Below are 25,446 nucleotides of genomic sequence, written 5' to 3' on the forward strand. Positions count from 1 at the left end.
GCCGAGGAGCAACTGGTGTAGACCAGATACGGCGTTGTTAAACGCGGCGTTGTCGAATGGAAACGGCGCCGCAATCTTGGAAACGGCGCGGCAACGGACGCGAAACGAACGGGAAATACGCAAGCAAGGGAGCCGTGAGCGCATCCGTCCCGGCTAGCGCCGGAACAGCTCGCGGGCTCGGTCGCGAAGGTCAGTGGCTCGGATGACGCCCTCGTAGCGGTTGATGCGCAAGCGCGGGAAGGCATTGAAGAAGCGCAGGTCGCGTCGGCTGAGCGACACGCTTGGCACCGGACGGCTCATGCGCTTGCCGGCAAGGCGACGACTGAGCGACGGACGCGGCATGCTCGGCGCGGCACCGGCCACGCGGCGGGCGGCAAGCGCCAGGCCGCGAGCACCATCCGCGATAAACGTCGGCATCGAAGCCTTCTCGCGCAGGGCATCGAGCGCGGCGTCACCCAGCTCGGCCAGCCACGCGTTAACGGCACGGCTACGAATGTGCGTCTGTGCCACCGAGTCAATCGTAGAATCGGGAATACGTTCGAGCATTGAATCCGAGGCATCGGCAAGCGACTCATTGATGCGGTCGGCAAGGTCGGCCCGGACGCGCTCCAGCTGATCAGACAGGCGCCGCCAGCTCGCCAACGAGCACACCGCGTCGACCATCATCGCGACCGCGACGATAAAGGCGGACAGCCGCACAATCAGCACCGGCAGATGGCCGAGCAGCCCCAGCAATGCCGGCTCCACTAAACGGCAAATGCACAGCGCACCCAAGCCAAACGCGCAGGCCCAGTACAGACAGATGCGTCCGTGCAGGTTAAACGGCAGGTGCGAGTAATCCCAAAAGCGAGCGCCCGTTGTTTTTTCCAACAGCACGCCCACGCTGTACTCAATCACGCTGCATACGAGCGCTGCAGCGACAAACTGGCTCGACGCGTCAGGAATTCCGCGCAACAGCAGCCAGCAGGCAATGCCGCCCGCGCCATAGATGGGGCAGCACGGCCCCAGCAAAAAGCCACTGTTGGCAAATCGTCCGTGGTTGAGCATGGCGCAGACTGTCGACTCCCACACCCAGCCGCAAAAACCGTAGAAGGCAAACGAGAGCACCAGCGCCGAGAGCGGACAGGCGGCAAGCGTCGCGCCGTCAAATGCCATGTCGATCGCGGTCCCCACCGTCTACTCTCTCCTCTTTTCGCTCGAATCTTTGCTCGAGCCGTCACTCGAGCCCTCGTTCAAATCGTTCGCGCCGCCTTTGCGCGGCAGACGGCCGGCGATCGTCTCGCGCAGAGCGCACCATTTATCGGCCAGGCACACAATCCATGCCTCGCGACACGTCGGTGGAACCGGTACCAGCGGAAACATATGGCGCACGATGATATTCCGCTCGCGCGGCGTCAGCTCAAAATCCTCTTCGGCACGCGCCAGGGCAAAAAATGGATGCCGAAATCCGTGCAGTCGATGGCTCGGGTCGGGGTCGTGCCAATCGTAGAGAAAGTAGTCGTGTAACAGGGCTCCGCGCAGCAGCGAGGCACGGTCGACCGAAATGCCAGCACGGCCAAGGCGTTCGGCAAAAGACAGGCTCGCCCGCGCCACCGAGGTCACATGTGCATAAACCGTCACGTCACCATGCTGAATAAACTCGTGCGTCAGGCCCAAGCGGCCCGCCTGGGCCAGCTGACGGGCGGCATCGTCGACCTCGCGCGCGATGCTCTTGGCACCAACGGTATCGGACATGCGGCCTCCTTCCAGCGGCTCTCGGCGGCAAGCCACAGCCTGCACGCAATGAATAAAATCATCATGGAACTTATCAGTATGGCATCGGGCAAAACGTTTTGCCCCGCCAGTTGGCGAATTACCGCGCCGCCGTCACATATCAAACGCCAAAATGTGCGAGACTGTCTTGTGCAATTGTGCCGGCCGAGGGAGCGCCGGCGCTCGATTCGCATGGAGTAACCCACAACGATGCTGCTTACGCAAACGACAACGCCCGAGGACGTCAAGGCTCTTAATCGCGCCGAGCTCCCGCAGCTCTGCGGCGAGATTCGCCACGCCATCCTCGAAAGCTCCGCCGCCGTCGGCGGGCACGTTGCCCCCAACCTGGGCGTCGTTGAGCTCACGGTTGCGCTTCATCGCGTGTTTAACTCCCCCATCGACAAGATTGTCTTTGATGTTTCGCACCAGACCTACGCCCACAAGGCGCTGACTGGGCGCGCGTACACTTATATCGATCCGGAGCGTTATGGTGAGGCTTCTGGCTTTGCCAATCCCGACGAGTCCGAGCACGACCTGTTCGCCATGGGCCACACCTCGACCTCGGTGAGCCTGGGCTGCGGCCTGGCGCACGCTCGTGACCTGGCGGGCGATGCGTACAACGTCATCACCATCATTGGCGACGGCTCGCTTTCGGGCGGCCTGGCGTTTGAGGGCTTTAACAATGCCGCCGAACTCGATAGCAACCTGATCATCATCGTCAACGATAACGACCAGTCCATTGCCGAAAACCACGGCGGCCTGTATCGCAATCTGGCCGAGCTGCGCGCCAGCAACGGCACCTGTGAGCGCAACGTTTTCCGCGCGATGGGACTCGACTACCGCTATCTGGATGCCGGTAACGATGTGTTGGCCCTGGTCGACACGCTGCAGGAGCTGCGCGATATCGATCATCCCATCGTGCTGCACGTCTCCACCGCCAAGGGCAAGGGCTTTGAGCCAGCCCAGAACGACCCCGAGCGCTGGCACCACGTGGGTCCGTTTGACATGGCGACTGGGCGCAAGCTCTGCCCGGGCCATCCGAGCGAGCCTGCGCCGCGCACCTATGCCGACATTACGGGCGAGGCGCTCAGCGCCGCCATCGAGCACGATCCGCAGGTCGTGGGCATCACGGCCGCCACGCCCTACATCATGGGCTTTACACCCGAGCTTCGCGCTGCCGCCGGCAAACAGTTCGTCGATGTGGGCATTGCCGAGGAGCATGCCGTAACCTTTGCCACCGCGCTTGCGCGCTCGGGCGCCAAGCCAGTCTTTGGTGTGTACGGCACGTTTTTGCAGCGCGCCTACGACGAGCTGTGGCACGACCTGTGCCTCAACGACGCCCCCGCAACCATCCTGGTGTTCGGTGCGTCAATCTTTGGCACCACGTCCGAGACGCACCTTTCGTTCTTTGATATTTCCATGCTGGGCGGTCTTCCCAATATGCGTTACCTGGCGCCTTCCTGCATGGAGGAATACCTGTCCATGCTGAGTTGGTCGCTCGATCACCGCGAGCATCCCGTGGCGATTCGCGTGCCGGGCATTGGCCTGGTAAGCCGTCCCGATCTGGCGCCCGCCGAAGACGCCGACTACAGCGCCGTTCGCTACAACATGGTGCGCCAGGGCCGCGATGTGGCCGTGCTCGCGCTTGGCGATTTCTTTGAGCTGGGCGAGCGCGTGGCAAACCGCCTGGCCGCCGAGTATGGCATCGAGGCGACGCTCGTCAACCCGCGCTTCGCAACCGAACTCGACCGCGAGTTCCTCGACAGCCTTGCCGCCAAGCATCGCGTTGTCGTCACCCTCGAGGACGGAATCTTGGACGGCGGCTGGGGCGAACGCGTGGCATGTTATTTGGCCTGTACGCCGCTGCGCACGCGCACCTTTGGCATCGCCAAGGGCTTCCCCGACCGCTACGATCCCAACGAGCTGCTCGCGCAGAACGGCATGACGGTCGAGAACATGGCCGCCGAGGCCGTGAAGCTGCTGAACGAGTAAGAAAACCTCCGCAAGGGAAGCACCCCTGTGGAGGTTTTTATTTCCCCCAACTCAATTATCTCGATCTGTAACATCTAGGACCCGAATTCCCGTCTAACTGTTACAGGTCGAGACAAACCGTCTTTGCCCCTGACCTTTGTCTCAATCTGTAACAGATAGAGACCTTTTGGCCGTCCAACTGTTACAGATCGAGACAAAACAGCGGGGCACGCCGCCACATCTGCAAGAACCACCACAAAGGTGCCTGTCCCCTTTGTGGTGGTTTTAGGTCATGGTCGATGCGAAGAATGAATAGCCGTTCATACGCGATCTCCTTACTTATATAACGACCACCATGAGCGACCGCGCCGCCCACAAGGCGGCGTCTCAGCTGCAATAACCGACGTTTTCCCAGATAAAACCTGCCAAAATAAACCTGTCCCTTTTTGGTAGGTAGAATAACCTATAAGGTAAGTATGTTTCTGAGTTATTTCGTGTTGACCCATTTGAGCGCAATAGGGTATAACTCTACTCAACCACTAGGATTTTTTTGAGAAAGGTGTTCTCCCATGAGCAAGAACCTCTCCCAGCAGGTCGTTCTCGACCGCCGCGGCTTTGTCGCCGCTACCTTCGCAACCGTCGCCGGCCTTGGTCTTGCCGGCTGCTCCGACACCAGCACCGAGACCGACAAGGGTTCCGCCGCCGCCTCTTCCAAGAACTCCGGGGATACCGAGGTTTCCACCACGCTCGATGCCAAGGCATTCGACAAGCTCGTCAACGACGGCCCCAAGGCCGATGACGACGCCATCGCCGCCAGCACCTGGGCCACGGCCGTCAAGGATGCCGGTGTCTTTAAGATCGGCGGCGTTCAGACCTCCACGCTCTTCTCCCTCCTCAACGAGAAGGACGGTCAGACCCGCGGCTTCGACGCCGGTATCGCACAGCTTCTGTCCAACTACATTCTGGGCGAGAACAAGGTCGAGATCACCCAGGTGACCTCGGACACGCGTGAGTCCGTCCTGCAGAACGGCCAGGTCGACGCCGTCTTTGCCACCTACACCATCACCGACGAGCGCAAGAAGCTCATCTCCTTTGCCGGTCCCTACTACTACACCCAGCAGGCCATCCTGGTGCTCGCCGACAACGACGACATCAAGAGCGTCGATGACCTGGCCGATAAGAACGTCGCCGTCCAGTCCGGCTCCAACGGCCCTGCCATCCTAGAGGAGTTCGCTCCCAAGGCCAGCCAGCAGGAGTTCAAGACCGACGAGGAGGCCCGCCAGGCACTCCAGCAAGGTCGCGTTGACGCCTACGTCATCGACAACAACATGCAGCAGAGCGCCCTGGTCCGCGAGCCCGGTAAGTACAAGATCGCCGGCAAGCCCTTCGGCAGCAAGGAGCCCTATGGCATCGGTCTGCCGCTCGATTCCGACGGCGTCGCCTTTGTCAACGACTTCCTTAAGAAAATCGAGGACGACGGCACCTGGACCGAGCTGTGGCAGATCTGCATCGGAGACCGCACGGGCGACACCAATGTTCCCGAGCTGCCCGAGATCGGCGCCTAGGCAACGCGCCTAGTAACGGCCGCAACGAAACCATACGGAAACGCACGGTGCGCTTTATTGCGCTAAACTGTTTCTTCACTGAGTTGTCGGGGCTTCCGTACACACGGGAGCCCCTTTCCTTATCGGCAGGAGGTCCGCATGAGTCTCTCCGAGCTCTGGTCGCTCTATGGCCAGAACTACATTGACGCGCTGCTAGCAACCTGGGGCATGACGCTTGAGTCGTTTGCCATCGCCATGGTGCTGGCCGTCGCCGTCACTGTGATGCGCGTGTCGCCGCTCAAGCCGCTGCGCGTCTTTGGCGACCTGTATGTCCAGGTCTTCCGTAACATACCCGGCATCGCGCTGCTCATCATCGTCGTCTATGCGCTGCCGCCGCTCAAGGTCGTCCTGCCCTACCGCACCTGCGTTATCGTCGCCACGGTGTTGCTGGGCTCGGCCTTTGGCTCCGAGAACTTTATGAGTGGCATCAACACCGTCGGCGTCGGTCAGGTAGAAGCCGCCCGCTCGCTGGGCATGAGCTTCAACCGCATCCTCGCCAAGATCGTGATCCCGCAGGCACTGCGCTCGAGCGTGCTGCCCATGACGAACCTCTTTATCGCCGTCATGCTCACCACGGCGCTCGGCAGTCAGGTGCCGCTTAAACCCCAGGAACTCACCGGCGTGGTGAGCTATATCAACACGCGCTCGCTCGGCGGCGTCGCCGCTTTCTTTATCTCGGCACTCGGCTACCTGGGCACGGCCTTTGTGGTGAGCCACATTGGCAACTACATCGATAAGAAGGTGAGGATCCTCCGATGAGCAAGCACTCCTCCCCCGCGCTCACCATGCGCGATGCGCTCTACGAGGCTCCCGGCCCCAAGATGCGCGCCAAGATTCGCATCGGCACCGCCATCTCGCTTGTTGCTGTCACCGCGCTCGCCGTCCTGGTACTGCAGCGCTTTTATGTGACCGGTCAGCTTTCGGTCCACTATTGGTATTTCTTTACGCACCTCACCACCTGGAAGTTCCTGCTTGCCGGCTTTGAGGGCACCGTTAAGGTCGCACTCACCGCCGGCGCCATCGCGCTGGTGCTGGGTCTTGCCCTTATGCTCGGTCGCACCAGCGACATTAAGCCGCTGCAGCTGGTCTGCCGCGTGCTCACCGATTTCTTCCGCGGCGTGCCGAGCCTGCTGTTCATCTACTTCTTCTTTTTGGTGCTGCCCCAGTACAAGATTGCGCTGCCGTCGTTTTGGATGCTCACACTTCCCGTCGCGCTCGCCGCAGCCGGCGTACTGGCCGAGATCTTCCGTGCCGGCGTTAACGCCGTGCCGCGCGGCCAGGTCGAGGCTGCCCAGGCGCTCGGTCTCTCTAAAGCTAAAATCACCTTTAAAATCGTGCTGCCGCAGGCTATTCGATTTATCATCCCGTCGTTGATTTCACAGCTTGTGGTCGTCGTCAAAGACACCACCGTCGCCTATGTGGTGAGCTACCCCGACCTCATGCAAAATGCCCGCGTGCTCATTACCAACTACGATGCACTCGTATCGGTTTACCTGGTGATCGCGGTCATCTATATCCTCATCAACGTCGCGATCAACAAGGCCGCTGTCTACGTTTCGCACAAGACCGGCGCGACCATCATCCGCTAACGATTTACCATTTCGAGTCATAAGGAGCCGAGCATCATGGCACAGAGCACTTCTACTACCGACAACCGGCCGTTGATTGAGCTCAGGCACGTCGATAAGCACTATGGCGATCTGCACGTCCTCGACGACATCAACCTCTCGGTCGACCGCGGCGAGGTCGTCGTGGTGATCGGTCCCTCGGGCTCGGGCAAGTCGACCATGTGCCGAACCATCAACCGCCTGGAAACCATCGACTCGGGCGAGATCCTCATCGAGGGCGAGCCCCTGCCGCAGGAAGGCAAGGACCTTGCCCGCATGCGCGCCGAGCTGGGCATGGTGTTTCAGCAGTTCAACCTGTTCGCACATATGACGGTGCTGCAAAACGTCATGCTGGGACCGGTCGACGTGCTGGGCATCTCCAAGGACGAGGCCCGCGAGCGCGCCATGGACCTGCTGAGCCGCGTAGGCGTGGCCGAGCAGGCCGATAAGGTGCCCGCACAGCTCTCGGGCGGCCAGCAACAGCGCGTCGCCATCGCCCGCTCGCTTGCCATGCAGCCCAAGGCCATGCTCTTCGACGAGCCCACGAGCGCTCTTGACCCCGAGATGATCAACGAGGTGCTCGAGGTCATGGTCCGTCTGGCCCAGCAGGGCATGACGATGATCGTGATTACGCATGAGATGAACTTTGCCCGCCGTGTAGCCGACCGCGTCGTGTTTATGGCCGACGGCCAGATCGTGGAGACCGGCACGCCCGATGAGTTCTTTGACCATCCCAAGACCCAACGCGCCCAAGAGTTCCTCAACTCCATCAAGGGCCACTAACCCCATTGCCACGCGGGCAAATTCGTCAACAGCGTTTGTCCCGCGTCACCCCTGTGCTATGTCCACCCGGATTCGAAAGCCACACCCATGATCGGAACTCGCACCTCATCGTCCTATACCCCGCACGTCGACGTTGCCCCCGCCGACCGTCCTCTCATCCTCGTCGCGCCGCGTTGGGAAGAGGCAAAGCCGTTTTTAAGCGAGATGCTCTCCCCCAACGAGGAAATCGCAAGCGTCTTTGTCGATGCCATCCTTGCCGCCGGTGGCCTGCCGCTGCAGATGTCTATTACCGAAGACATCGATGTTATCCGTCATTACGTGGAAATCGCCGACGGCATTGCCATTCCTGGCGGCCCGGACGTCAACCCCAAACGCTGGGGCGACGAGCGTCCTTACGACCCCACGCTGTGCTGCGAGATTCGCGACCGTTTTGAGTTTAAGCTGGTTAACGAGGTGCTTCGCGCCAAGAAGCCGCTCTTTACCACCTGCCGAGGCACGCAGCTGCTCAATGTCGCCACCGGCGGCACCCTGTGCATGGACGTGCCGAGCCTGGGCGCGCGCGAGGGCCGCACGCAGTGGCGCCATACCCACGTGCTCAACGACCCTGTGCATCCTGTCGAGGTCGTGCCGGGCTCGCTGCTGGAGCGCGCGGTTGGCGGGCACAGGTTGATCCAGACCAACTCCGCACACCACTGCTGCGTCGATCGTCTGGGTAAAAGCACGCGCTTGGTCGCCAAGGCAACCGACGGCGTTCCCGAGTGCATCGAGGTCGAGGGCCAGCCGTTCTGCCTGGGCGTGCAATGGCATCCCGAGTACACCTGGCAGACGCTCGAGACCGACTTTAACCTGTGGAAGTCGTTTGTCGAGGCAGCGGCCAAGGTAAAGCAGGCCCGTTAGCTCACGAACCACACAGGCTAAAGCCTTTCATGCCAGGGGGGCGGGCACCAGCTACAGTGCCCGCCCCCTGAATTTGATATGCTAGGCCCACTAACCCGTCAGGCAATTTCAATCACCTCATCGCATGCCGAAATAAGCACAGGGTCGTGCGTAGCGATGACCGTGATATGTCGCCCCTTTCTTTCCTTAAGGATTTCGATAAACGCCTGCTTGCTTTGACTGTCAAGTGCAGATGTCGGCTCATCAAACATCATCACGTCCGGGTTTTTCAGCAGCTGGCGAATTATCGCTATTTTTTGCTTCTCCCCTCCTGAAATGTTGTTCTGCTTATCGTCCAGCTCGACATCAAGTCCACCACTTGAATCGACCATCTTTTTAAGCCCCATTCTCTCAATGAGGCTCTCAAGGTCACGCTCTTCAGTGCTTCTGCAGCAAAGAGTTAAATTGTCCCGTATCGACCCCTCGGTCAGGGGCGGCTCCTGCTCAGTAATCCCGATATTGCGCTTCCGCAGCGCATAGCGGTCCAGAGAGCTCAGAGGCTTGTCGTTAATCCAAATATCACCCTTGCAGTTTTCTGGATCGCAACCGCTTATCACATCCAGCAGCGTGCTCTTACCGGAACCGTTCGGCCCAACGATTCCGTATACCTTTCCTTTTTCCAAAGAAGCTCGAATGTCTCTGAACGCGGTTTTTTCAGACTCAGGATAGCTATACGCCAGCTCGGAACAGCTCACCTCGAAAACATCGGCGAGGATAATGGCCCCGTTTGAGTCCTCTGGCATGTCCAGCAAGCGCCGTAAACGCTCGTAGGATACTTTTGACGTTTGATAGTCCTTGCCCAGCGCAAGGAAGAATTCAATAGCCGAAGAATAATAGGAGTAATAGCTAAGCGCCGTCATAAGATAGCCGGGCAGCAAATTGCCGTCGAGAACTTCCTTTGCGCCCAGGATCAAGATTCCACCCTGTGCCAAAGATGTGACGACAGTGTTGGCAAATGTAAAGGTCGCATTAATTTGCTGGTTCTGATAAACGCAACGATATAGCTCTGCAAAAGAGTGCTCAAGCCTTTGCTTGAAAACCTCGAATAGAACATGTCTGCGGATAAATTGTGCGTTGCTAAGCTGCTTCTCCAGATCGGAAAAGAATCGAGCCTCCTGCTCTTGAGCCTCGAAACTTCTTGCGAACAAACACTTTTTGAAAAGCGAATAGACCGCGCCACCTATTATGCCAAGAGCCATACACAGCATTGCCAGGTGACCGTTTATGGTCGCCAGGACAACAAACACCACAAGCAACGTCACTATATTGCTCACGCTTTGGACACTTGCGTTTATAACAAATATCACCAAATCGTTAGCGTCATGATTAATCTGTTGGTTGTAATATGAGGCATCAAAATTAGAAAAGAAGACCCGTGGTAGCCTTTGAACGTGACTTATCACCTCTTCATTCAATGCAAATCCCACATGTGTTTGCAGATCGACATAGACCAGCTCACTGACGCAATTCAAACCGGCTCGCACAATACCCAGCGCTGCTATCTCAGCGCCGATGGCGATTGCGCTTTCCCCATCTCGCGCGACACCGACAAAGTTGTTGACCAGTTGTCCCGTCAGAAAAGGAATTGCGAGACCAACCACAAGCGAGAGCAGGCACATTAGAAGATAGGTTATATACTTTGGATTCTTAATTATTGTTCTTGCGCAGAGATTAAACATGAGCTGAATCCAGTTCCGAAAGCAATCGCTGAGCCTTCTCGGTCAAAATCATTCGTTGGCGCACCTGATACCTTTGAGATACGCACTGTTTTGACCCTCCATGAAGAGCGTGATTAGGGCAACCTCCCATGCATGAGGGATAGGCAAAACACTCTTCACACTCATGATCGCTCGGCTCATAGTTTAGCCATTGGACCAGCTGAGCATTCATCCTCGGCCCTTCGGCAAGCGTGCCGACGCAGCGTTCACGCATCCCGATTTCGTCCCAACATTTATAAAGATAGCCCTCCGGATCCACTACAAACGACCCTGCACAAACGGCGCCACATATAGCCGGATTAAAGCGCACCGTCAGGTCAACGTAGAGCCCCCTATCAACTGCATGACTATAAAAGTCCAGCTCTTCCTGAGAAAACGCCTCCATCGAAAAACAACTACTGTCACTTGGGCACGTATCGTTAATATTGTCGACAGGCGCCAGATAGAATCCAACCTTGTTTTTAAGGCCCTTTTCCTCGAGTGCATCCAGCAAATCGCCAGCACCGACAATGTTATGGGCATCGACATTGCACCTGATGGAAATATCCAACAGATGCGTGACTTTAGAAACGTTGTCTAGAATCGCATCGTACGTCGGCTGTCCGTTCCGCAAGAACCGCCGAGAATCGTGGTCCTTTCGAGACCCGTCCAAGGTTATTTGAGCCATCTTGACGTCACAAGCCGCGAGAGTCTCGGCCACTTCTGGCGTCAGAAGATATCCATTTGTAACGATGGATGCCGAATAGGAGCACTCTGGATTAAGGATCGCCTTTATACGCTCTGTAAGCCGCTGAATTCTATCGACTTGCAGCAACGGCTCTCCACCATACCAACCGATCTCAAGCTCGCTCAGCCCCCGTGAACGCTCCTTTACGAATGAGACAAGCCGGTCTTCAACCTCCGGAGTCATTGTCGTTTTGCGTTGTCCTTTTTCATAACAGTATGGGCAACAGAAGTTGCACTCCAATGTCGGGGCTATCGTCATGCCTAGAGAGCGATTGGAAAATCGAGCAAGATGGCCCATCGCCTTCATTTCCTCTTTTTCGTCACGATCATCTTCTAACAGCATTCCTCCTTGAAGCAACGCTTCGCGCAATTCATCTGGCTCACATTCGGTTCCCGATACCATGCGGCACATACTTTCTGCATGTTGTTTATCCAACGAAAGGATTGCGCCAGTCTTTGAATTCATCACCAGCGTTCTTTCGCTGTGGTTTTCAATCAAGTTGTATTGAGACGGCTTCATATGGTTATCCCTCACAAACAATCAAAGAAATTTCGACCGTAATCGGTCGACGGTAAAGCAAATGGCAAAAACGCTTGCTACGTTTATTAGGCAGTCAATTAAAATCGAGATGCATTGACCATTCCCCAACGGGGTCACGCCGCAAATCCACATGAGCATCGAGGCTGGAAGCGGAAGCATGGAATTGGCCCCGAGCTGTATGTAGATCGCTACGACGTTGACAAGTAACAGCATGCCAATCGGACCGAAGCCGGACCCAAAATAGGAAACAACGATTACGCAAGAAACCACGCATGCAAGGCAGGCAGCGGCAGCAAGAACAAGTCGATAGCAAAATACATACAGGTTGAAATACTGCTGAGCATCCAAAACGATCGCGCAGTTAAGACAGTACAAAACGACACTCGACAGGATAAACGCGCCCAAAAGGGCAAAAGAAGACAGCACCACTCGCGCAACGATAGCGCACGCCCGCTTCCCTCCTCGTGCCTCCGACAGCCCCCATGGTTCCTCGACAAAGCCCGAGCTGACAAAGCGCGGCACAATGCAAGCCGCGATGAACGGAAAGAACAATGCATGAGCCAACGGGGCTACGTTGAACAGCAGACCGCGAAAAACCTCTGCATTACCAAATAGAACGACATCCTCTGCCGATAGCCGAAGCGTCGGGTCTGGGAAAAAGCCCAAGAAACTGTTCTCACGGAGGCTACAGAACCACATCGGGAAAGAATTAAGCTGCAATACCACCATGTACGCATAAATTATCAGAATTAAGGCGTATGCCCATTTGCTCACATGCTTCAATTCTGACTGGAGAAGTCTTTTAATCTGACGAGCCATTGAGCACACCCCCAGCGCGAAAGCTCAAGAGAGCGTAAATCAATACCGATAGACAGCTGGCTGCCACGCCATATCCCAGAAGCGTCAGCTGCCCCATATCGCTATACCCAAGGGCACATCCGACTCCAAGGTACGGCCCCGGAAGAAAGAAGATCCATCGCAAGGACGGTATGGGCGTCTGAAGGTAAGTTCCGTAGAGCGTCAAGCTCATGACAAATCCGATTATTACCACAGCCCCGCTCAATACGGCGCTGCTTGTAATCCGATAGATGGTCACCGTCTCCAGCGCAACCGATATCACCAATACGGCGTTGACTATCATTGCAGGCAAAAATGCAGCCAGCATGCCATGCACGTAGTTTTGCCCTCCACGTGTTATCGCTATTGCAAAAAGAAGAAGGCAAAGCGCACTATATGCTGCGCCAATTATGAAAGCAGACGAAAATGCATGTGCTAGAGCGCCATTAAAGCGGGCGAGACCTCTTGCCATAGAAATTCGGTATCCCTCTTCATAGCCGCGCTCCTGTAAAATCACCAGGCAAACGATGAGCGGTACGAACAGAGACGTACCGGCAAAAGCGCTGCGCACAAGGGACTCATCGGGTGCAGAAGGATCGATTACATTCCAGCAGAAGCCAATATCCTCCCCAAAAACGCTATTGCCAAAGGCGAGCAATGTTGTTCCGTTTTTTAGAAAGATGCCGAAGAGAAGGCCGAACGCCAGCATAAGTGCAAGACCAGACTTCGCCGGAAATATCCTGTACAAACGCATCATATCTGCTTTTATGGGATGGATCGCCCGCTTCATAGCGAGACCGCCTTCATCAAGCGCCTGTAATACTCTTTTAGGGACGACGCCTCATCCCTTATGACGTCCATCGATTCCTTTTTTAGCAGTTCGCCGTCATGAATAAACAGGCAGCTTGTTGCAACCGATGCCAACTCATCCAAATCATGACTAGAGATGAGCATGGTCTTACCCTGCTCTCGATTCAATCGACCGATAAGGGCCCATATACTCTCGATGCCCAACGGATCCAATCCATTTGCCGGCTCATCGAAAATTAGTACGTCGGTGTCGCCCAATAAAGCCGTAGCTATATCCAGTCGCCGTTTCATTCCCAGAGAAAAACTGCTCACACTCTTTTTCTCATCGACGTCCAGCCCGACTAGGCCCAAGACGCGAGGAACCTCACGTTTCTCATCGAGCCCCCATTCCGCACATCGGATCCGAAGATTCTCAGCCGCACTGAGGGATTGGTATGCTCCGCTGGAATCTGGCACATAGCCGACACGCGTCCGCATCAGGCTCAGCTCTTTTTTCGACTTGCCTCCAAAGAGCTCCACGCTCCCCGACGATTGCTCACAGAGGCCCAGCACTATTTTAATAAGCGTGCTTTTGCCCGACCCGTTTGCACCAACAAGGGCGCAAAGCTCAGACTGATCCACCTCGAAGGAAACGTCATGCAACACACGCCGTTTTCCATAGCGCTTTGACACCTTTGATAGCTTTATCGCTGATGCGTTCATTGGCCCCCCGTTCTGCTTGATAGGAAAACCGCTGCTGCCAGACTGTCGCCTGGCAGCAGCCGCAACTGCTAGAGATTAACAAAACAGAAGTTTTTGCTGCAGTTATTGACGCAAGTGCGTGCTCCACAGAATGTCTTGCAGTAACCGTTACACCCACCACCGGGGTCCACATAACTCGGTTTAACAATCCAGCTCATATCGTTCCTCCCTTCTTTTATCGTTCGTTCTTGTTGTTATTGTTTGCCGATAACTTATATTTGTCAAGATAATTAATAAACAAAGAACCCATGTTAGACACGGGTTCCGTTACACTGATATTTCGTTATAGTTGTTCGCTTTATGCTACTCGTCGCTCAAATCTACAGCGAAGACTGATGTCGGAAGCGACGCCTCACTGCCTCCACCGCCCCGCATCTGCCTCACGACATTTTTTGCGCGCTCGACAATAAGCTCCTCAAGCTCCTTCTCGCTCACGCGCCGAATAATATCTCCCGGTTGACAATCAAGTTCATCGCAGATATCGAGAAGCGTCTTAAGACGAATAGCTTTAATTTTTCCGTTTCTTAGCTTTGAAATATTGGCCGGGGTATGCCCCGTGGCGCGAATCAGATCAGCGCTGGTCTTTCCGGTCTTAAGCAGCTGCGTCTCAAGCTCAATGATGAGATAGCTCATGTTTCCTCCTACACAAGCTCGTCAGACTGCTCTTGGAGCAGCGAGGCATAGCTCCAGATCACCGAGACAAACAAACAGACAGCCGCGCCGATAAGCGACCCCGCGTCAAAGGCAACGCCCTGGCAAATCGCGATAACGAAGGAATGGGGCACGACGCAAAGCTCCAGGCCGCCAATGGTGAGATTGACCGATCCATAGGCACCAACAAGCGAAACCGCGGCGTTAACAGCAAAGGCAAGCGCGAGAACACGGATAAGCCGCACATGCGCCCTGGTAAAGGGCGATACGCCCCGCGAAATGTCACGGCTGATTCCGCACAAAACGACAAGCGAAATACCCATGACAAGCGCCATGCACAGTCCGCTTGGGATAACGATGCACCCGCCATTGAGAAGCGTCACAACACCGAAAGAATCGACAGAAGCAACGTTTGCAACCGCATACCAGATCACGTAAACAACCAACGCGGCAAAAGCGACGAGCATTCCCGCAGAAACGACCGTCATGCAAAAACCGAGCTTCCTGATATTTTCGCGCGCCTTGGCCATACGCTGAACGCTATTGGACATACACTCACCCTCGTCGACTCTATCGTTATCGGAATAGTTTATCGAACAACGATATGGATTGCATGTGGGAAGCTCAGCCGGTGCGTATAGGCCATTTACTAATCCGAAGGAGTGAGCGTGGATTTTAGGACACTTACCGAACGAGAGTGGATAATCTCCCACTTTGAGGCCACCACGGGGCCAAAAACGGAAGATTATCCACTCTCATAGTCATCAAAGCTCGGAAGCTCTTATTCTGCTGCCTCGCGCAGGGCCGACATCGTAGCTGTATATTGCTGCTGCAGCGCATGCATCCCCTCGCGAGCGCCGTCAAATGCATCGGCACCGCGCAGCGCTTCGGTCACCACGACCGCCGGCTCGTACAGATTATCGAATCCCAGGTTCTGGCTCATGCCCTTGAGTGTGTGCGCTGCCATAAACGCTCCCTTAGCGTCTCCTGCCGCCATGGCAGCCTCCAGCTTGTCCATGCTCTCGTCATCCAAGAACTTGAGGGCAAAGCGGGCAAGCATCCCCTCGCCCATCAGCCGAGCGTAAGCGTCATCATAATTGGCGCCGATCTTCTCATACGTCTCGCGCATGGAAATCACGGATTCAAACTCCTTTGGTCAAACTAAATCGTAGGAAGCGCAACGACTTCGGCAGGACGCGCCAATGTTTCGGCAATACGGTCTTGCACCTCGACCAGGCAGTCGAGCGGCAGCGGGTTAAAGGCACCGCACTTACCGTCCAGAATCATCTGGATCGCCTCCTCGTGCGGAATAGCATCCTTGTACACGCGCACGCTCGTCAGCGCATCGTACACGTCAGCCACCGAAACCACCTGTGCGGCGAGGGGATATCGTCGCCCTTAAGGCCGTCGGGATAACCCTTGCCGTCCCAGCGCTCGTGGTGCCAACGCGCAATCTGGTACGCATATTCCATAAGCGCATTGCCGGCGTGATGGCGGCCCAGCTCATGCAGCATGTCGGCGCCGATCGTGGTATGCGTCTTCATAATCTCGAACTCCTCGGGCGTGAGGCGCCCGGGCTTGTTGAGAATCGCATCGTCAATCGACATCTTGCCGATATCGTGCAGCGCCGAAGCCAGGGCAATCATGGAGCGCTCCTCGTTGTCGAGGGAGATGTTGTCGCTACGGTGGGCCAGGCAGCCGAGCAGTAGCTCGGTCAGCTTCTCGATGTTCGTAACGTGCCCGCCGCTCTCGCCATTGCGAAGCTCCATGACGCCGGCCATGATGTCGATGAGCATGCGGCTGTTCTTGACGCGCTCGTTGTACTGTTGGGACAGCAGGCTCGTCAGACGACGCTGTTTGGCGTACAGGCGGATGGTGTTGCTTACACGGCGGCGCACGACACGGGAGTCAAACGGGCGGTTGACATAGTCCGAGGCGCCCAACTCGTACGCGCGCAGCACCACATCGTCGGAATCTTCGCTCGAGATCATGATGACAGGCAGATTGTCAATAATCGACCGGCGCGACAGATCGCCCAACACCTCAAAGCCATTCATGCCCGGCATGACAATGTCCAGCAGCACGAGCGACAGCTCATCGCCACACAGGCCTGCATGCGGGCGCTGCGAAGCTTTTCCTCGTAATATCGGCGATTGCGCACACTCGTCAGCACGTCGGTGTAGACAAGGTCCTCTTCTGCGGCCTCCTGTTCATCAATCGGACGCACCATCAGCAGGACGTGAGGCTCGCCCTCGACCTTCAGAGGGCGCAGGCGAGCGCGGTATTCAACGCCATCGTTGAGCAGCCGTTCCGACACCTCATCGGAGCCTGCCAAGACCTCCAGACCTGACTGGCGCAGACAGGGACACCGATCGCCGGCGAGCAGGCAGTTGGGATCGCCCTTAATCTGGTCGGCCGACAGCAAACGCACCACGGGGTAGGGCTGAAGCCGCAGACGTTGGGTTTTGAGCACCCTTGTTAACACAGCCGAAACGTCTACGAAAGAAGCCCGTTTGATGATTCGGCCGCTAGAGCCCCAAGATGCCGCGGACAGCCTGGGCGGCCGCTGTCGGGCGATCGCGCAGCCCGTTGTGCGCGCCGGGAACTACTACGAGCGGACAATTCAAAAGCTCAGCCGCCGTTCTCGTGCCCGCCTCGCGGGGCGTGCCAATCGAGAGCTCGCCCAGAAACACGGAGGCCACCGTTTTCGATACGCGGACGCCATCCCAATCGGGAACGCAGGTCATAGTGATCTCGTATTCGTTTGCCATGAAACTGCGGCCGTTGCGCAGGGCATGCTTGGCTTCTGCCTCGGTTAACTTGGGGGCTTGAGGGTCCGAATCGCCGATGGCGCCCAGGAAGGCCCTTAGCGCCCTCGAGACCTTTCCCGCAGCAATCATCTCGAGTAAAACCGGGGCCGCACCCAGGCCGGCGCCTTCGTTTGTCACGGCGGGTTCATGCAGAATCGCACGCGAGACAATGGTCGGGTTTGTACGGAGAAGCTCCAGGGTCACCAGCGTACCGGCACTGTGCGCGAGCACGTTTGCCGGAGCGCCGATATGCTCGATGACGGCCTGCAGGTCGTCGGCCTGGGCGGCGAGGTCGTAGCGCCCGTCCGCGGCGTCGCCGCTCTCGCCGCAGCCGCGGCGGTCGTAGGCAACTACGCGGCACACTTGGCTGAGCTCGCGGGCGATGCCCTCAAAAAATGTGCCATCGACGCAGGCACCGTGCACGCATATCAAGGCAGGCGCATCCGACGGCACGCCCGACTCGGCAAACTCGCGACAGGCAATCGTAGTGCCCGCATTCTCGACCGTAAAATCCATGTTATGCCCCATCGTCTTGTGCCTTGTTAACACATGAACTGTACCCGACCCGAAACCTTTCATATCGCAGGCATCGAGGGCAGAATGAAAAAACGAAACCTAAGAGCACAAGCCCAAACCAGACTTTGGCGCCGATGCTATGCTTAGGCACAACTGTCCCAAGGAGCATATGCCTATGTCTACGTTTTTAAATGCCAGCCCCATCTTTGGACCGGTGCGCAGCCGCCGTCTGGGCCTTTCTCTCGGTGTCAACATGATGCCGGCATCGGGCAAGATCTGTACGTTTGACTGCATCTACTGCGAGAACGGCCTCAACGCCGAGCGCCCCTGCCATGAGCCGTACAACACAGCTGCCGTGGTACTCGACGCGCTCGAGGCAAAGCTGCGCGAGATGGCAGCCGAGGGCGAGCTCCCCGATGTGATCACCTTCGCAGGCAACGGCGAGCCCACCGCCGCACCGGAGTTTCCGCAGGCCATCGCCGGCGCCGTCGCGCTGCGCGACCAGCTGGCCCCGAACTCCAAGATCGCCGTGCTCTCCAACGGCACGCGCGCCGATCGCCCCGAGGTGCACGATGCGCTCATGATGGTCGACGACAACATCCTCAAGCTCGATACCGTCGACCCGACATTTATCCAGCTGCTCGACCAGCCTGTTGGCCCCTACGACGTCGAGCACCAGATCGAGACGTTCGCGAGCTTTGACGGTCACGTTATTATCCAGACGATCTTTTTGACCGGCGAGTATCAGGGCAAGTCCCTCGATAACACCGGCGAAGCGTATGTCGGCCCTTGGCTCGCGGCGCTCGAGCGCATTCGCCCACAGGAGGCGACCATCTACACGGTAGCGCGCGAAACACCGATCGCCGGCCTTGCCAAAGCAGCGCCCGAGGCGCTCGATGCGATCGCCGCACGTGTGCGCGCCCTCGGCATTCCCTGCCAGGTGAGCTACTAGCGCGCGGCCACCCGCCAGCAAATCATCCTCAACTGACAGGGTAGCTAAAAAGCCCCGTCCCAAATGAGCTGGTCTGCGGGTGAGCTATACTAGCTGCGAATGAAAGGAAGTTAGACATGTTTGACAATGGACCCGTGCCCGGCCGCAACGACGCTTGCTGGTGCGGCAGCGGCAAAAAATATAAGAAATGTCACAGCGCCTTCGACGAGCGCCTCGAGCGCTTGTGGGAAGAGGGCTGGGAGGTTCTGCCTCGCACGCTCTACAAAACTCCCGCCGATATCGAGGGCATCAAGCGCTCGGCAGCCATCAACGTGGGCGTGCTCGATTACGTGGGCGAGCATATCGCCGCAGGCATGACCACCAACCAGATCGACCAGATGATCTACGACTACACCGTCGAGCACGGTGGCACGCCAGCCGATCTCAACTACGAGGGCTATCCCAAGAGCGTGTGCACCTCGATCAACGACGTCGTCTGCCACGGTATCCCCTGCGATGCGGATGTGCTGCACGAGGGCGACATCATCAACGTGGACTGCTCCACGATCTTGGACGGTTACTTTAGTGATTCGAGCCGCATGTTCTGCATCGGCGAGGTCTCGGCCGAGCGTCAGCGCCTGGTCGACGTCACCCGTGCCAGCGTGGAGGCGGGCCTGGCGGCCGTCAAGCCATGGCTGCCGTTGTCCGTTATGGCCGAGGCCGTGCAAAAGACCGTCGAGGATGCCAGCTTTAGCGTGGTGCGCGAGTACGGCGGACACGGCATCGGTAAGGAGTTCCACGAGGACCCGTTTGTGGGCTTTACCACCGAAGCGCCCGACGTGGACACCATCATGGCCCCGGGCATGGTCTTTACCATCGAACCCATGGTCAACGCCGGAGCGCCCGACATCAAGATTAGCAAGGGTGACGGCTGGTGTGTGCGCACCAAAGACGGTAGCGATTCGGCCCAGTGCGAGGTGCAGCTCGTGGTGACCGAGGACGGTTACGAGCTGCTGAGCTGGTAGCCGTGGATGCGCCGGATGCTGACGGGCACGCTCGTCTTGCATCCGGCGTTTTTTTGAACGTTTTGACTGATAAAACCTGACAAAATAAACCTGTCCCTTTTTGGTAGGTCAAGCGGAGAGGACTGCTTGTGAACATCCTAGTTTTGCTGCCCGTCAACGACCGTCATCGCGCAATTCTCGAGTCGAGCGCTCCGGGCGAGGACTTTATCTACACGAGCGCCGACGCCGCCACGCGCGAGCAGGTCGCCGATGCCGACGTGATCCTGGGCAACATCGACCCTGCCTTGCTTACCGCATGCGAGCATCTCCAGCTGTTGCAATTGCAGACCGCCGGCTATGACGACTACCTTGCCGCCGGCACCGTGCCGGCTGAAGCCAAGCTGTCTTGCTCAATCGGCGCCTACGGTCAGACCGTGAGCGAGCATATGTTTGCCATGGTGCTGTCGATGATGAAGCGCCTGCCCGGCTATCACGACTTGCAGCGCGAGCATCGCTGGGAGGATTTGGGGCAGGTTACCTCGCTCAAAAATGCCAACGTGCTGGTGCTGGGCGCGGGCGATATCGGCGGCCACTTTGCCACGCTCTGCCGCAGCATGGGCGCACACGTCCGCGGCATCAAGCGCCATCCGCTCGTCTACCCCATTGTGTTTGAGGACATGGACGGCATGGATGCCCTGTCTGAGCGCCTGACGGAGGCCGACATCGTCGCATCCTTTATGCCCAGCACGCCCGAGACCCGCGGACTGGCGAACGCCAAGTTCTTTGCCGCGATGAAGCCGGGCGCCTTCTTTGCCAACGGCGGCCGCGGTGACCTTGTGGTCGCCGACGACTTGGTTGCCGCCCTGGAGTCGGGACATCTTGCCGGCGCCGCGGTCGACGTCACCGACCCCGAGCCCCTGCCCGCGACAAGCCCGCTGTGGGACGCTCCCAACATGCTCATCACGCCGCATATCTCGGGCTGGTTCCACCTAGAGGCCACGCTCAACAACGTGGTCGACATCGCCGCGGAGAATCTACGCCATCTTCTGGCTGGCGAGACGCTACGCTGCTGGATTGAGCACTAGGTATTACGCCGTTCTAACGAACGGCGTAATGAGCCGACGCTACGAGCCCGTCTGGACGGCAATCTGCCTTTCAATCGTCGGGCATGGCCAGAAGGCCAATGCCCTCCTCTTTCAAGGCACCTTGCTCGCCCAGACGGGCTCTCGCTGACTTTTTCTCTACCCGCAAAGCTTTAGGGACTCAGCGGCTTGTAATGCCGCTGGCATATGCCCAGATAAAACCTGCCAAAATTAACATCCCTTTTTGGCAGGTTTTAGAGCTCCACGCTTTCGGCGCCGTTGATATGGAGGTCACGCTCGTAGAAAGCGGTGAGGGCGCGGATGGCGTACATCACGTCGCGCACGCCGCCGGTCTCGTAGCTCGAGTGCATGGCCAGCTGCGGCAGGCCCACGTCCACGGCGTGCATACTCGCCTGCATGTTCGACAGGTTGCCCAGGGTGGAGCCGCCGGCCATATCGCTCTTGTTGGCGAAGGCCTGCGTGGGTACGTCGGCGTCATCGCAAATAGCCTGGAACACCGCGCGGCTAAAGGCATCGGTGCAGTAGTGCTGGTTGGCGGCCTCCTTGATGACGATGCCGCCGTTGAGCACAACCTGATTGCGGGCGTCGCACTTCTCGGCGTGATTGGGGTGCACAGCATGCGCGTTGTCGCAGCTCACGAGCATCGAAGCGGCAAGCGCACGGTGGTACGACTCGTCGTCGAAGCCCAGCGATCCGTTAATGCGGCGCAGCGCGTCGGCCAAGAACGTCGACATGGCGCCTTGCTTGGTCTCGGAGCCAACCTCCTCGTTATCAAAGCAGCAGAAGACCGAAACGTCGTGCGCGTTCTCAGCACCCAAAAATGCCTGCAGCGAGGTGTAGGCGCAGGCCAGGTCGTCGAGCTTGGGCGTCGAGATAAACTCGTCGGCCCAGCCCCAAATGCGCGCATCCTGGCGGTTGACCAGGAACAAATCGCGGCCCAGAATCTGCTCGGGCTCAACATCCAGCTCGTCGGCGATCAGGGCGTCAAAGTCGCCCTGCTTAAGGTCACCAGCACTAATGAGAGGACACAGGTCAACGGCTCGGTTGGGCGCAAAGCCCTCGTTAACGCCGCGGTTCATATGGATGGCAAGGCTCGGGATGATGGCGACTTCGCGCTCGGTAGCGAGCAAACGACTCTCGATACGGTCGCCCTCGCGTACCAACACGCGGCCCGCGAGTGCCAGCGGACGGTCGAACCAGGTGTAGTCGATCATGCCGCCGTAGGCCTCGGTGTTCAGGCGCAGCGTCTCGCCCGCGCCGTCGAGCTCGGGCACGGCCTTGACCTTAAACGTCGGCGAGTCGCTGTGCGACGCCGTCAGCTGAAAATGATAGTCACCGGCAACACCGTCCTCGCCCCACGTAGCGGCCAGGTCCTCGCCCACTTTAAAGGCAACAACGCTCGAGGTATTGCGCTGCGTGTAATAACGCCCGCCCGGCTCGATGTCCCACGCCGCATTCTCGGGCAGGTAGGTAAAGCCCGCCTCGTCGAGCTCGGCCATAATGGTCGCCGCCGTATGGAACATGCTGGGGCATGCCTCGATAAAGTCGATGAGGTCGTTGGCGGCCTCGATATCGTCGGCCGTCACATGCGCGCGCTCGGGCGTTTCCTGATCCGTCATGCTCTCCCCTTTCACTGGGCTGATGGTCCCCTCCAGCATACCCCGCCGCGCCAGTGCCGTGCCTTTCATTCCATGTTTAATCCCGTGCCGCTCGCCAAGTTGAGCCATCATGCCCGCACTCCTTTTGCGACAATTACGCTAACAGGACGAAAGGAGCCGTCATGAAGCCACGTAACATTGCCATCGCCTGCGGTGTCGCAGGAGTCGCCGTCGGCCTTGCCGCTGCCACCGGCATCGTTTATCACAAACAAATCAAGTCTGCCGCGTCACTCAAACGCTTGACCGGCTACGCGGATGGCTATGACCTGTACGCAATCGACATTGCCTACGACTACGATCTTGATCGCATCATCGCCACTGGCGTGCGCGACGACCAGGCCTACATCGATGCCGTGGTGGCACAGGTGCTGCCCGGTGTGCCGGCACATGTCCAGGCGCCCCAGTTTGCCTGCAGCGCTTTTGTCGCCGTAGATGCCGAAGGCCGCGTGCGCACCGGTCGCAATTACGACTTTAAGGACGACACCTCGGCGCTGCTGGTGCGTAATCACCCGTGCGACGGCTATGCCTCCATCGGGTTTGCCGCCCTTAACAACCTGGGCGATAACACTCCGCTTGACTCCGTCGGCGGACGCGCTGCGGCGTTGATAGGCCCGTTTGCCCAGCTCGACGGCGTCAACGAATGTGGCGTGTCCATTGCCGTGCTCACCCTGGATTCCAAACCCTGTGACCAGGACACGCAACGCCCCGTCATCAATACCTCGCTCGCCATCCGTCTGGTGCTCGACCGTGCCGCCACCACGCAAGAGGCCGTCAACCTGCTTTCCGCCTACGACATGCACGCCATGGCAGGACGCGATTACCACTTCTTTATCAACGACGCCGCCGGTGACGCGCGGGTGGTGGAGTGGGATCCGCGCGATCCCGACCGTGCATGCAAGGCGACGCCCGTACGCCAGGTCACGAACTTCTACGCCTGCTATGGTGACGAGGTGCTCCCCAACCAAAAGAACGGCGAGCTGGGCCATGGTAAAGAGCGCGCCGTCGCAATCGCCGATGTCCTCGACGCCCGTGCCGGCGCCCAAGACGAGGCAATCGCTTGGAAGGCCCTACGCGCTGCGGCGCAAGAGCCCAATCCGGAAGACATCACCAGCAACACGCAGTGGTCGGTCGTCTTTGACAACACCGAGCCCGCTGCCGCCATCACGCTGCGCCGCCACTGGGGCGACGTCGACGCCTTCGCGCTGTAAGGAGCCAGGCCCGTCGACCTTACGCTCGCCTGACGTTGCTTACATTTCTATACGCTTGAGCTAACACGTTTTACCCCTGTATCAACAGTGTGCGGGGGTAAACTTATGCGCATGTTATAACTTGCCCGGAAGGATTCATCATGCTTAGGATCGGTCTTCTTACCAGTGGCGGCGACTGCCAGGCGCTCAACGCCACCATGCGCGGCATTGTCAAAACGCTCATGACCAATAGCGAAGAGCCTATCGAGATCTATGGTTTTGAGGACGGCTACCAGGGCCTTATCTACAGCAGGTTCCGCGTTATGACTCCCGCCGATTTTAGCGGCATCCTCACCCGCGGCGGCACCATTCTAGGCACGAGCCGCACGCCGTTCAAGCGCTTGGACATTCCCGAGGCTGACGGCGTCGAAAAGGTGCCCGCGATGGTCCACACCTATCACAAGCTGCAGCTCGACTGCCTGTTTATGCTGGGCGGCAACGGCTCCACCAAGACCGCCAACCGTCTACGCCAAGAAGGCCTCAACGTTATCGCTCTGCCCAAGACCATCGATAATGACACCTGGGGCACCGAGATGACGTTTGGCTTTACGAGCGCCATCGACGTTGCCACCAAGTGCATCGACGACATCCACACCACCGCCTCGAGCCACGGCCGCGTGTTCGTCATCGAGATCATGGGCCACAAGGTTGGCTGGATCCCGCTGTACGCTGGCGTCGCGGGCGGCGCGGATGTCATCTTGATTCCCGAGATCCCCTACGACATGGATAACGTCATCAAGACCATTGAGCATCGCATGGAGACTGGCAGCCGCTTTACCATCGTGGCCGTCGCCGAGGGCGCTATCTCCAAGGAGGACGCGGCGCTGTCCAAGAAGGAGTACAAGAAGAAGCTCGCCGAGCGTACGAGCCCGTCGATTGTCTACGACATCGCCAAGGAGATCGAGGCCAAGACCGGTCGCGAGACCCGCGTCGCCATCCCCGGTCACACGCAGCGCGGCGGTCAGCCCGACGCCCAGGACCGCATCTTTGCGACCCAGTGCGGCGTCGAGGCGGCACTGGGCTGCCTACGCGGCGAGTTTGGCTACATGATTGCCCTGTGTGACGGCAAGATGTGCCACATGCCGCTCGAGGAGGTCGCCGGCAAGCTCAAGTTTGTCGACCCCCAGAGCGACATGGTGCGCGAGGCCAAGGCATTGGGCATCAGCTTCGGCGACGAATAGCCTCGGCCGAAACTGCTCTCATCGGAGGCCCCAGGGCTTACCTCCCAAATCGTCCTCGGACATGTCAGGATCCCGCCGTGCGCTCCGCGCGGCGGGATCCTTCCGTCCTGCGGAAAGATTTGGGAGGTAAGCCCTGGGGCCTCCTGCGGTAACTAGGGAGGTCGAGGCTATTCGTCTTCTTGCTGCAAGTGCGTGGGCTGAGATTTTGGGATGTTGCAGGCTCTTAGCTGAGAGTAGCACTGACATTTGTCCTGAAATGGCTGGTCGTTAGGAGTTGCTACCGGTAGTTGCGGTAGGGTTGGAGCAGATTCTAACTAGA

At 58.2% G+C, this 25,446-nt stretch carries 26 protein-coding genes; 11 read left to right on the plus strand and 15 right to left on the minus strand.

The window, feature by feature from the left end; translation table 11 throughout:
• Positions 1-153: 153 nt before the first annotated feature.
• Both DXD49_RS01985 and DXD49_RS01990 read right to left on the minus strand, forming a co-directional pair.
• Positions 154-1,173: a putative ABC transporter permease gene (locus DXD49_RS01985; RefSeq protein WP_233539417.1), complete on the minus strand. Its 1,020-nt coding sequence runs from the start codon at positions 1,171-1,173 to the stop codon at positions 154-156.
• Between the two features lie 3 nt (positions 1,174-1,176).
• Positions 1,177-1,734, minus strand: coding sequence for an HD domain-containing protein (locus DXD49_RS01990; protein ID WP_117794070.1), 558 nt, complete (start codon positions 1,732-1,734; stop codon positions 1,177-1,179).
• A gap of 228 nt (positions 1,735-1,962) precedes the next feature.
• On the opposite strand from DXD49_RS01990, the gene DXD49_RS01995 reads away from it, so the two are divergent.
• The 6 genes from DXD49_RS01995 (at position 1,963) to DXD49_RS02020 (ending at position 8,614) form a co-directional block, all read left to right on the plus strand.
• A complete protein-coding gene (locus tag DXD49_RS01995) occupies positions 1,963-3,744 on the plus strand; it encodes a 1-deoxy-D-xylulose-5-phosphate synthase (protein WP_117794071.1) in 1,782 nt (593 codons plus the stop codon).
• A gap of 548 nt (positions 3,745-4,292) precedes the next feature.
• Positions 4,293-5,288, plus strand: coding sequence for a glutamate ABC transporter substrate-binding protein (locus tag DXD49_RS02000; protein ID WP_117794072.1), 996 nt, complete (start codon positions 4,293-4,295; stop codon positions 5,286-5,288).
• Between the two features lie 138 nt (positions 5,289-5,426).
• Positions 5,427-6,086: an amino acid ABC transporter permease gene (locus tag DXD49_RS02005; protein WP_006234894.1), complete on the plus strand. Its 660-nt coding sequence runs from the start codon at positions 5,427-5,429 to the stop codon at positions 6,084-6,086.
• A complete protein-coding gene (locus DXD49_RS02010) occupies positions 6,083-6,916 on the plus strand; it encodes an amino acid ABC transporter permease (protein WP_117794073.1) in 834 nt (277 codons plus the stop codon). The genes DXD49_RS02005 and DXD49_RS02010 overlap by 4 nt, the downstream gene beginning before the upstream one ends.
• Before the next feature lie 36 nt (positions 6,917-6,952).
• Positions 6,953-7,717, plus strand: a complete 765-nt coding sequence (locus tag DXD49_RS02015) for an amino acid ABC transporter ATP-binding protein (protein WP_117794074.1) — start codon at positions 6,953-6,955, stop codon at positions 7,715-7,717.
• Between the two features lie 87 nt (positions 7,718-7,804).
• Complete coding sequence (locus tag DXD49_RS02020; RefSeq protein ID WP_117734249.1) at positions 7,805-8,614, plus strand: gamma-glutamyl-gamma-aminobutyrate hydrolase family protein; 810 nt, start codon at positions 7,805-7,807, stop codon at positions 8,612-8,614.
• Positions 8,615-8,712: 98 nt separating this feature from the next.
• Here the strand turns inward: DXD49_RS02020 and DXD49_RS02025 are convergent, their stop codons facing one another.
• The 12 genes from DXD49_RS02025 to DXD49_RS02075 form a co-directional block, all read right to left on the minus strand.
• Positions 8,713-10,332 carry an ABC transporter ATP-binding protein gene (locus DXD49_RS02025; protein WP_117794075.1) on the minus strand — a complete coding sequence of 540 codons (1,620 nt, stop codon included), beginning with the start codon at positions 10,330-10,332 and terminating at the stop codon, positions 8,713-8,715.
• Complete coding sequence (locus DXD49_RS02030; RefSeq protein WP_117794076.1) at positions 10,325-11,617, minus strand: radical SAM protein; 1,293 nt, start codon at positions 11,615-11,617, stop codon at positions 10,325-10,327. Before DXD49_RS02030 ends, DXD49_RS02025 begins: the two co-directional genes overlap by 8 nt.
• Before the next feature lie 21 nt (positions 11,618-11,638).
• Positions 11,639-12,457 carry a hypothetical protein gene (locus DXD49_RS02035; RefSeq protein WP_117794077.1) on the minus strand — a complete coding sequence of 273 codons (819 nt, stop codon included), beginning with the start codon at positions 12,455-12,457 and terminating at the stop codon, positions 11,639-11,641.
• The gene (locus tag DXD49_RS02040; protein WP_117794078.1) at positions 12,441-13,265 is read right to left on the minus strand and encodes a hypothetical protein; all 825 of its coding nucleotides are present in this window, start codon (positions 13,263-13,265) and stop codon (positions 12,441-12,443) included. Before DXD49_RS02040 ends, DXD49_RS02035 begins: the two co-directional genes overlap by 17 nt.
• Entirely contained in the window at positions 13,262-13,987 is a 726-nt protein-coding gene (locus DXD49_RS02045) for an ABC transporter ATP-binding protein (protein WP_117794079.1), read from the minus strand. The genes DXD49_RS02040 and DXD49_RS02045 overlap by 4 nt, the downstream gene beginning before the upstream one ends.
• 342 nt (positions 13,988-14,329) lie before the next feature.
• Positions 14,330-14,659 (minus strand): helix-turn-helix transcriptional regulator, encoded by a 330-nt coding sequence (locus DXD49_RS02050; protein ID WP_117794080.1) that lies wholly within the window; start codon positions 14,657-14,659, stop codon positions 14,330-14,332.
• Positions 14,660-14,667: 8 nt separating this feature from the next.
• Positions 14,668-15,228 (minus strand): hypothetical protein, encoded by a 561-nt coding sequence (locus DXD49_RS02055; RefSeq protein ID WP_117794081.1) that lies wholly within the window; start codon positions 15,226-15,228, stop codon positions 14,668-14,670.
• Positions 15,229-15,458: 230 nt separating this feature from the next.
• The gene (locus tag DXD49_RS02060; protein WP_233541728.1) at positions 15,459-15,806 is read right to left on the minus strand and encodes an Hpt domain-containing protein; all 348 of its coding nucleotides are present in this window, start codon (positions 15,804-15,806) and stop codon (positions 15,459-15,461) included.
• 32 nt (positions 15,807-15,838) lie between these two features.
• Positions 15,839-16,039: a hypothetical protein gene (locus tag DXD49_RS09725; RefSeq protein ID WP_199568924.1), complete on the minus strand. Its 201-nt coding sequence runs from the start codon at positions 16,037-16,039 to the stop codon at positions 15,839-15,841.
• Positions 16,015-16,761, minus strand: a complete 747-nt coding sequence (locus tag DXD49_RS02065) for an HD-GYP domain-containing protein (protein ID WP_199568926.1) — start codon at positions 16,759-16,761, stop codon at positions 16,015-16,017. Before DXD49_RS02065 ends, DXD49_RS09725 begins: the two co-directional genes overlap by 25 nt.
• Entirely contained in the window at positions 16,731-17,150 is a 420-nt protein-coding gene (locus DXD49_RS02070; RefSeq protein WP_147347822.1) for a hypothetical protein, read from the minus strand. The genes DXD49_RS02065 and DXD49_RS02070 overlap by 31 nt, the downstream gene beginning before the upstream one ends.
• 55 nt (positions 17,151-17,205) lie before the next feature.
• Entirely contained in the window at positions 17,206-18,003 is a 798-nt protein-coding gene (locus DXD49_RS02075) for an alpha/beta fold hydrolase (RefSeq protein ID WP_158557544.1), read from the minus strand.
• A gap of 175 nt (positions 18,004-18,178) precedes the next feature.
• Between DXD49_RS02075 and DXD49_RS02080 the strand changes: the two genes are divergently transcribed.
• From DXD49_RS02080 to DXD49_RS02090, 3 genes are all read left to right on the plus strand, one after another.
• Positions 18,179-18,955 (plus strand): radical SAM protein, encoded by a 777-nt coding sequence (locus tag DXD49_RS02080; RefSeq protein ID WP_117794085.1) that lies wholly within the window; start codon positions 18,179-18,181, stop codon positions 18,953-18,955.
• A gap of 116 nt (positions 18,956-19,071) precedes the next feature.
• Complete coding sequence (gene map / locus DXD49_RS02085; RefSeq protein WP_117794086.1) at positions 19,072-19,959, plus strand: type I methionyl aminopeptidase; 888 nt, start codon at positions 19,072-19,074, stop codon at positions 19,957-19,959.
• Positions 19,960-20,087: 128 nt separating this feature from the next.
• Complete coding sequence (locus tag DXD49_RS02090) at positions 20,088-21,023, plus strand: D-2-hydroxyacid dehydrogenase (RefSeq protein ID WP_117794087.1); 936 nt, start codon at positions 20,088-20,090, stop codon at positions 21,021-21,023.
• Between the two features lie 251 nt (positions 21,024-21,274).
• Here the strand turns inward: DXD49_RS02090 and DXD49_RS02095 are convergent, their stop codons facing one another.
• Entirely contained in the window at positions 21,275-22,660 is a 1,386-nt protein-coding gene (locus tag DXD49_RS02095) for a M18 family aminopeptidase (protein ID WP_233541723.1), read from the minus strand.
• A 161-nt stretch (positions 22,661-22,821) separates the two neighbouring features.
• Between DXD49_RS02095 and DXD49_RS02100 the strand changes: the two genes are divergently transcribed.
• Together DXD49_RS02100 and DXD49_RS02105 are read left to right on the plus strand one after the other, a co-directional pair.
• Entirely contained in the window at positions 22,822-23,907 is a 1,086-nt protein-coding gene (locus tag DXD49_RS02100; RefSeq protein WP_117763460.1) for a carcinine hydrolase/isopenicillin-N N-acyltransferase family protein, read from the plus strand.
• A gap of 140 nt (positions 23,908-24,047) precedes the next feature.
• Positions 24,048-25,127, plus strand: coding sequence for a 6-phosphofructokinase (locus DXD49_RS02105; RefSeq protein WP_117794088.1), 1,080 nt, complete (start codon positions 24,048-24,050; stop codon positions 25,125-25,127).
• Positions 25,128-25,446 lie beyond the last annotated feature (319 nt).

It is taken from the genome of Collinsella sp. TM05-38 (assembly GCF_003466445.1).
Classification (GTDB): domain Bacteria; phylum Actinomycetota; class Coriobacteriia; order Coriobacteriales; family Coriobacteriaceae; genus Collinsella.